We start from the raw sequence: 8,239 nt of genomic DNA, 5'->3' as shown, positions 1-8,239 counted from the left end.
CACCTCCTTTTGAGCATGACAAGCGCTTCTTGTAGGCGTCCACACAAGTAACCTGCATCCAGAGTTTTTGACCGAGAGATCGGTCAGGAAAGTCCCTTCATGGGGCCTTAGCTCAGCTGGGAGAGCACCTGCTTTGCAAGCAGGGGGTCGTCGGTTCGATCCCGACAGGCTCCACCATCTGTCAGCACGATTCATTGGGTCTGTAGCTCAGGTGGTTAGAGCGCACCCCTGATAAGGGTGAGGTCGGTGGTTCGAGTCCTCCCAGACCCACCACTCTGGATGTCTTGATTGCGCATACGAATTTCAAAGTTTGAGCGCGGGCGTTGAGGCCTGTGTTCTGCTCTTTAACAACTTGTGATGTAGCGAGCGTTTTAGATGATCATCTAGACGTGTCGTGAGGCTAAGGCGGGGGAGAGATCCCCTGATTGTGAGTCGTTATATTCGCGCCGGGGCTTTGTACCCCCTGGCAACAGCACAGGATCCGTCCGGTGCTGAAAAAGGACCTCGAGGCAACTTGAGGTTATATGGTCAAGCGAATAAGCGCACACGGTGGATGCCTTGGCGGTCAGAGGCGATGAAGGACGTGGCAGCCTGCGAAAAGTGTGGGGGAGCTGGCAACAAGCATTGATCCCGCAATGTCCGAATGGGGAAACCCACTGCTTCGGCAGTATCCTGCAGTGAATACATAGCTGCTGGAGGCAAACCCGGTGAACTGAAATATCTAAGTAACCGGAGGAAAAGAAATCAACCGAGATTCCCTGAGTAGTGACGAGCGAACGGGGAACAGCCCTTAAGCTGATATGGTTTTAGAAGAACAGTCTGGAAAGACTGGCCATAGAAGGTGACAGCCCTGTATTTGAAAGGGCCATATCAGTGAAGACGAGTAGGGCGGGGCACGAGAAACCCTGTCTGAACATGGGGGGACCATCCTCCAAGGCTAAATACTCCTGACCGACCGATAGTGAACCAGTACCGTGAGGGAAAGGCGAAAAGAACCCCGGAGAGGGGAGTGAAATAGATCCTGAAACCGTGTGCGTACAAGCAGTAGGAGCCTCGCAAGGGGTGACTGCGTACCTTTTGTATAATGGGTCAGCGACTTACTGTTCGTGGCAAGCTTAACCGTGTAGGGGAGGCGAAGGGAAACCGAGTCTGATAAGGGCGCATAGTCGCGGGCAGTAGACCCGAAACCGGGTGATCTAGTCATGGCCAGGGTGAAGGTGCCGTAACAGGTACTGGAGGCCCGAACCCACGTCTGTTGCAAAAGACGGGGATGAGCTGTGATTAGGAGTGAAAAGCTAATCGAACCCGGAGATAGCTGGTTCTCCTCGAAAGCTATTTAGGTAGCGCCTCATATGTATCCTCTTGGGGGTAGAGCACTGTTATGGCTAGCGGTCCATCGCGGATTAGCAAACCATTGCAAACTCCGAATACCAAGACGGACTGTATGGGAGACACACGGCGGGTGCTAACGTCCGTCGTGAAAAGGGAAACAACCCAGACCCACAGCTAAGGTCCCAAATTTCGTGCTAAGTGGAAAACGATGTGGAAAGGCACAGACAGCCAGGAGGTTGGCTTAGAAGCAGCCACCCTTTAAAGAAAGCGTAATAGCTCACTGGTCGAGTCGGTCTGCGCGGAAGATTTAACGGGGCTAAGCACGAAACCGAAGCTTGGGGTGCATCACTTTGTGATGCGCGGTAGAGGAGCGTTCCGTAAGCCTGCGAAGGTGGATTGAGAAGTCCGCTGGAGGTATCGGAAGTGCGAATGCTGACATGAGTAACGATAATGCGGGTGAAAAGCCCGCACGCCGAAAGCCCAAGGTTTCCTTGCGCAACGTTAATCGACGCAGGGTTAGTCGGTCCCTAAGGCGAGGGCGAAAGCCGTAGTCGATGGGAAGCAGGTTAATATTCCTGCACCTCGCGTAAGTGCGATGGAGGGACGGAGAAGGTTAGGCAGGCCAGGCGTTGGTTGTCCTGGTGAGAGCGTTGAGGCGGTTCCCTTTGGCAAATCCGGGGGAGCAACGTTGAGACGAAGGACCAGCCCTTTAGGGCGAAGCTGCTGATATCACGCTTCCAGGAAAAGCTCCTAAGCTTCAGCTTACGCAGACCGTACCGTAAACCGACACAGGTGGGTAGGATGAGAATTCTCAGGCGCTTGAGAGAACTCGGGTGAAGGAACTAGGCAAAATAGCACCGTAACTTCGGGAGAAGGTGCGCCTCTTCTGGTGAATAGCTGGGGGAGGCCGAAGTGACCAGGCCGCTGCGACTGTTTATCAAAAACACAGCACTCTGCAAACACGAAAGTGGACGTATAGGGTGTGACGCCTGCCCGGTGCTGGAAGGTTAATTGATGGGGTCAGCCGCAAGGCGAAGCTCTTGATCGAAGCCCCAGTAAACGGCGGCCGTAACTATAACGGTCCTAAGGTAGCGAAATTCCTTGTCGGGTAAGTTCCGACCTGCACGAATGGCGTAACGACAGCGGCGCTGTCTCCACCCGAGACTCAGTGAAATTGAAATCGCTGTGAAGATGCAGCGTTCCCGTGGCAAGACGGAAAGACCCCGTGAACCTTTACTATAGCTTTACATTGAACGTTGAGTTCGTCTGTGTAGGATAGGTGGGAGGCTATGAAACTGTGGCGCTAGCTGCAGTGGAGCCAACCTTGAAATACCACCCTGATGTGCTTGACGTTCTAACCTAGGTCCGTTATCCGGATCGGGGACCATGTATGGTGGGTAGTTTGACTGGGGCGGTCTCCTCCCAAAGAGTAACGGAGGAGCACGAAGGTACGCTCAGCGCGGTCGGACATCGCGCACTGTGTGCAAAGGCATAAGCGTGCTTGACTGCAAGATCGACGGATCAAGCAGGTACGAAAGTAGGTCTTAGTGATCCGGTGGTTCTGTATGGAAGGGCCATCGCTCAACGGATAAAAGGTACTCCGGGGATAACAGGCTGATACCGCCCAAGAGTTCATATCGACGGCGGTGTTTGGCACCTCGATGTCGGCTCATCACATCCTGGGGCTGTAGTCGGTCCCAAGGGTATGGCTGTTCGCCATTTAAAGTGGTACGCGAGCTGGGTTCAGAACGTCGTGAGACAGTTCGGTCCCTATCTGCCATGGGCGTTGGAGATTTGAGAGGGGCTGCTCCTAGTACGAGAGGACCGGAGTGGACGAACCTCTGGTGTTCCGGTTGTCACGCCAGTGGCACTGCCGGGTAGCTATGTTCGGAAGCGATAACCGCTGAAAGCATCTAAGCGGGAAGCGCGCCTCAAGATGAGATCTCCCGGGACACAAGTCCCCTAAAGGAACCATCAAGACTAGGTGGTTGATAGGTCAGGTGTGTAAGCGCTGTAAGGCGTTGAGCTAACTGATACTAATGATCCGTGTGGCTTGACCATATAACCTCAAGTGGCTTCGCCTTAGCGAAGACCACCTTAGCCTCGACGCACGTCGATGCTCGCTAATCGCTCTCTACATCACAAGTAACTACGCGAGACTGAGCGCCTAATCCAGCTGTATCGGATGGCGACGCTCCAACCGTCTCCCTGGTGAAATTAGCGCTGTGGTCCCACCCGATCCCATCCCGAACTCGGAAGTGAAACGCAGCTGCGCCGATGGTAGTGTGGCTTAAGCCATGCAAGAGTAGGTCATCGCCAGGGTCTTACCCCAGACCCCCTCAGATCCAACGATCTGAGGGGGTCTTCTTTTGCGCCAAGAAAAAGCAAAGCCGCTGCGCGGCCTGGGTGTGCACGCGGACAGCCAGGCAATACGCCCGCGCGTTCGATGGCGGGCGAATCGGATGGGAGCGGAAGGACGGCGATGTGTTGCGCAAGGCCGCGCCCCTTGAGCCAAGTACGACTGCGCATGCTGATGCAGCGTGCCCGTGGGCTTGCTTCGAGGTTGATCTGCACCTCGGAAGCCCAGTACCTGCGGGGCAAAGCAGATGCGATGCGCGGATAGTGATTGCGTCTAAGGTTCGGCTAGTAGCGTTGATCGTCCGCGAAAAGGCGCAAGACGATTGACCGACCGCGGCGAACGGCGACGCATGCGCCACGCGCCTGATAAGCGGTGCAGCGGATCGGGCCGCCGATGCAGGGCTTTGCATCCGATGACGCGCTCCCGATGGCGCTCTCCTGCACTGAGCGGCCCCGCCCTTCGCGCCGCGCCTGACGTCGCCCTGGCGCCAAGCCGCGGCTAACGAGCGTGAGGGTCATAGCGGCTGAGCTGCTCTGATTCTCGGGTGCTCCCGCACGACTTCGTGGCGCGGTTGGGAGCCGCTACAGCAGGTTTACTTCGCGACGCTCCGTGCAGTGGCGGTCCATGTCCGCCGGCGGGAGCAAGACCGCGGCTGGCCGCCAATCGCTCGGCGGCGGACTACTGCGCCGGGGGGAGCGTCACCGGGCGATCGCGCAGCCGCGGATGGGAGGGCACGGCGTCCGGTGCGGGTTTGACGGGCGGGTCGTTGCGGCCGAGCCAGTTGTACCAGTGGTAGCGGGCGATGCCGAGCCACTCGACGGCGGCCAGGTCGCTGATCAGCAGGTTGTAACTGTTGGGCAGCCACGAGGCGAACGGCGCGGTGTAGTCGCTGCGCGCCGGGGTCGGCTGCAGGCCGAAATGGCGGAAGTACAGCAGGCTGCGGCGCATGTGCAGGCCCGAAGTGACCAGGACCAGCGGCCCGTGCGCCCTGCTCGAGAGCAGGCGCGCTGTGAACTTGGCGTTCTCGAAGGTGTTGCGCGAGGCTTCTTCCTTCAATACGTCCTCGGCCGGCACGCCGGCCTCTTCGATGAGCGAGGCATAGAGCTCGGCTTCGCTGTTGCCGAGGCCGGCCGGGTCGCCGCCGGACACCAGCACCTTGCAGCCCTGCGTGGCGGCCTTGCATGCGTCGAACAGCTGCACCGCGCGCAGGATGCGGCTGTAGGCCAGCGACTGCGGTTCGATGCCGCCTTCGTGCGGCAGCCGCTGCATGCCCATGCCCAGCACGATGATCACCGCGTCCGGCTGCCAGTCCACGCGTGCCGGCGAGCGTTGGCCGGCCTGGGTAGCGTCGACGATCCAGCCGGCCAGTACGCCATTGCCCAGCAGCCAGAACACCAGGAACCAGGCCACGCCGACAGCACGCGCGATGCGCGGGCGACGCAGGCGAAAGAGCAGCGCCGTCAGCAGGACGCCGAAGGCAAGAAACAGCAGCGACATCACGCAGGTCCCTGGGGCGATGCGTGCATGGTCGCAGATCGCGGCGGCACCTTGGGAGCATCGCGTGAAGGCGATGCGAGCGGCAATCCACAAACAGTTGACGTCTTCGCGACCAGGATCGTGAGTCCCTTCGCCCGCCACCTGGAGCAGCACGCCATGGCCGCACGCAAACCCATCCCCAAGCCCGCCAACCCGCCCGCCGACCAAGGCGCCGTCACGCGCGGCGAAGGCGACGAGCTCCATCAGCAGGCCGGCGGCACGCATCCCGCACTGACCACCAACCAGGGCATCCCGGTCAGCGACAACCAGAACTCGCTCAAGGCCGGCCCGCGAGGACCGACGCTGCTCGAAGATTTCATCCTGCGCGAGAAGATCACCCACTTCGACCATGAGCGCATCCCAGAGCGCATCGTGCATGCCCGCGGGACCGCGGCGCACGGCTATTTCGAGCTGACCAAGTCGCTGTCCAAGTACACCACCGCCAAGCTCCTGACCGAGACCGGGGTGAAGACGCCGGTGTTCACCCGCTTTTCGACCGTGGCCGGCGGCGCGGGCTCGGTGGATACGCCGCGCGACGTGCGCGGCTTCGCGGTCAAGTTCTATACCAAGGAGGGCAACTGGGATCTGGTGGGTAACAATATCCCGGTGTTCTTCATCCAGGACGCGATCAAGTTCCCCGATCTGATCCACTCGGTGAAGATGGAGCCGGACCGCGGCTTCCCGCAGGCGGCCAGCGCGCACGACACCTTCTGGGACTTCATCTCGCTCACGCCAGAGTCGATGCACATGATCATGTGGGCGATGAGCGACCGCGCCATCCCGCGTTCGCTGCGCATGATCGAAGGCTTCGGCATCCACAGCTTCCGCCTGCTCGACGCGCAGGGCAACAGCACCTTCGTGAAGTTCCACTGGCGGCCCAAGCTGGGCCTGCAGTCGCACGTCTGGGACGAGGCGGTCAAGGTGGCCGGCGCGGATCCTGACTTCCAGCGCCGCGACATGTTCGAGGCGATCAGCAGCGGCGACTTCCCGGAATGGGAGCTGGGCGTGCAGCTGTTCACCGAGGAACAGGCGGCGCAGTTCCCGTTCGATCATCTGGACCCGACCAAGCTGATCCCGGAGGAGACCATCCCGCTGCAGATCATCGGACGCATGGTGCTGGACCGCTGGCCGGACAACTTCTTCGCCGAGACCGAGCAGGTGGCCTACTGCCCGGCCAACATCGTGCCCGGCATCGACTTCTCCAACGATCCGCTGCTGCAGGGACGGCTGTTCTCGTACCTGGACACGCAGCTCTCGCGGCTGGGCTCGCCCAACTTCCATCAGCTGCCGATCAACGCGCCCAAGTGCCCGTTCCACAACAACCAGCGCGACGGCCACATGCAGATGGGCGTGCCGAAGGGGCGCGTGGCCTATGAGCCGTCCTCGCTGCAGGAGGACAGCCCGCGCGAGACGCCGGCCGGCTTCCGCAGTCACGCCACCGTCGATGATGGCGCCAAGGGCCGCGTGCGGCCGGAGAGCTTCGCCGACCACTACAGCCAGGCGCGGCTGTTCTACCGCAGCCAGACCAAACCCGAGCAGGCGCATCTGGCGTCGGCGCTGGTGTTCGAACTGTCCAAGGTCGAGACGGCGCACGTGCGTGAAGCCGTGATCGGTCATCTGCGTCACGTCGATGCCGAACTGGCCCAGCGCGTGGCCAACGGCCTGGGCCTGGATGCGCTGCCGCCGCCGGCGCAGGCCAAGGTCGAGCCGATCGACATGCCGCTCTCGCCGGCGCTGCAGCTGATCGGCAAGATGAAGGACACGCTCAAGGGCCGCACGGTCGGCATCCTGGTGCATGACGGCTCGGACGTGGGCACCGTCAAGGCGCTGCAAAAGGCGGCCAAGGACGCGGGTGCGACGGTCAAGCTGGTGGCGCCCAAGCTGGGCGTGGCGCTGTCTGACGGCCGGAAGGTCAGCGCCGATGGCCAGCTGGCGGGCACGCCATCGTTCGTGTTCGATGCGGTCGCGGTGGTGCTGTCGGCCGACGCCGGCAAGGCGCTGGCCAAGGACTCGGCGGCGATCGACTTCGTCAGCAACGCCTGGGCGCATCTGAAGGCCATCGCCAGCGATGCGGGCGCCGCGCCGCTACTGAAGGCCGGCAACGTCGGCAAGGACGCAGGCATCGTCGATGCGGCCGACACCAAGGGCTTCATCGCCGCGGCCAAGACGCGGCAATGGGCGCGTGAGCCGAAGCTGCGCATGCTGGCCTAAAGTTTTCGCCAAGCATGGCCCGAAGGGCACGCCGGCTTCTGCCGGCGTGCCCTTGTCGTTTCAGGCGATGCCAAGCGCACCCGGATGTCGTGACCTGTTCAGCAATCCACTGCGCGGCCATCACGTGCGGCTCAGTAAATCTGAGCCACGCATCCTCTCCATCCGACCACCATGGCCGACCTCGCAGTGCAATCCGACGTTCTCGTCGCCATCCTGCTCGCCGCGCTTCTTGCCGCCGTCCTCGTCCTGCTGGTCCAGCCCTTGTTCGGCGGCCGCAAGCGCGCACTGCACGACGCCGACTGGGAGCCGGAGCGCCAGCAGCTGGCCGTGGATCTGGACCAGTGGGCCGCCGACCTGCGCGTGCTGGCCACTTCGCTGCGCCTGGGCCACTGGGGCGATGTGCGCTACGCGCTGCAGTGGCGCACGCTGGATCCGCCCGCTTCGCTGGTGGACGCGCTGGATTGGGATTCGATCAGCGGCCAGCGGGCGGAGGTGCTGGCGCTGTCCAAGGTGATCGGCCACGCCGACGAGCTGGCGCAGATCGCGGTGATGACCGACCAGGTGGCGATGCTGCAGGGCGGCGCCGCAGTCACGCGCGACACGGTGACCTACGCCGCGGCCGACTATGCCAATGCGTTGCTGGTGCTGGCCGACGCCGCGGCCAAGGCACGTGCCGAACTGCGCCCGGACGCACGGGTCGCGGCGATCGCCCAGCCGACCGGTTGAGCGCGCGGCTGCTTATCGTCTTGTCACACATCGCGGCGTTGGGCCCTGTTGCTGGCGGTACACCGATCCTTGTGC

General features: G+C 61.6%; 3 protein-coding genes, 2 tRNA genes and 3 rRNA genes (1 of these 8 cut by a window edge). 7 read left to right on the top strand and 1 reads right to left on the bottom strand.

The window, feature by feature from the left end; genetic code table 11:
* From MWN52_RS19160 to rrf, 5 genes are all read left to right on the top strand, one after another.
* Positions 1 to 10 (top strand): 16S ribosomal RNA (locus MWN52_RS19160) (it extends 1,535 nt beyond the left edge of the window).
* Between the two features lie 91 nt (positions 11 to 101).
* Positions 102 to 177: transfer RNA gene (locus tag MWN52_RS19155), tRNA-Ala, on the top strand.
* Positions 178 to 196: 19 nt separating this feature from the next.
* Positions 197 to 273 (top strand) — tRNA-Ile (locus tag MWN52_RS19150).
* 253 nt (positions 274 to 526) lie between these two features.
* Positions 527 to 3,393 (top strand): 23S ribosomal RNA (locus tag MWN52_RS19145).
* Positions 3,394 to 3,539: 146 nt separating this feature from the next.
* Positions 3,540 to 3,654, top strand: a 5S ribosomal RNA gene (gene rrf / locus MWN52_RS19140).
* Together the 16S, 23S and 5S rRNA genes with 2 tRNA genes alongside form the textbook arrangement of a ribosomal RNA operon.
* Before the next feature lie 715 nt (positions 3,655 to 4,369).
* On the opposite strand, the gene MWN52_RS19135 is transcribed toward rrf, so the two are convergent.
* On the bottom strand, positions 4,370 to 5,188 hold the full coding sequence (locus MWN52_RS19135; RefSeq protein ID WP_286575903.1) for a YdcF family protein: 819 nt from the start codon (positions 5,186 to 5,188) through the stop codon (positions 4,370 to 4,372).
* Between the two features lie 156 nt (positions 5,189 to 5,344).
* On the opposite strand from MWN52_RS19135, the gene MWN52_RS19130 reads away from it, so the two are divergent.
* Together MWN52_RS19130 and MWN52_RS19125 are read left to right on the top strand one after the other, a co-directional pair.
* On the top strand, positions 5,345 to 7,438 hold the full coding sequence (locus MWN52_RS19130; RefSeq protein WP_130531865.1) for a catalase: 2,094 nt from the start codon (positions 5,345 to 5,347) through the stop codon (positions 7,436 to 7,438).
* Positions 7,439 to 7,609: 171 nt separating this feature from the next.
* The gene (locus MWN52_RS19125) at positions 7,610 to 8,164 is read left to right on the top strand and encodes a hypothetical protein (RefSeq protein WP_130531866.1); all 555 of its coding nucleotides are present in this window, start codon (positions 7,610 to 7,612) and stop codon (positions 8,162 to 8,164) included.
* The last annotated feature ends 75 nt before the right edge of the window (positions 8,165 to 8,239 follow it).

Source organism: Pseudoxanthomonas winnipegensis (assembly GCF_030322905.1).
GTDB classification, from domain to species: Bacteria; Pseudomonadota; Gammaproteobacteria; order Xanthomonadales; family Xanthomonadaceae; genus Pseudoxanthomonas_A; species Pseudoxanthomonas_A winnipegensis.
The sequence above is the reverse complement of the archived record's forward strand: the minus strand, read 5'-3'. Positions and strand labels throughout refer to the sequence as shown.

Bases quoted from the DNA above. Each gene is read 5' to 3' on its own strand.
- MWN52_RS19130 (WP_130531865.1), top strand. From the start codon at position 5,345: ATGGCCGCACGCAAACCCATCCCCAAGCCCGCCAACCCGCCCGCCGAC.
- MWN52_RS19135 (WP_286575903.1), bottom strand. From the start codon at position 5,188: ATGTCGCTGCTGTTTCTTGCCTTCGGCGTCCTGCTGACGGCGCTGCTC.
- MWN52_RS19125 (WP_130531866.1), top strand. From the start codon at position 7,610: ATGGCCGACCTCGCAGTGCAATCCGACGTTCTCGTCGCCATCCTGCTC.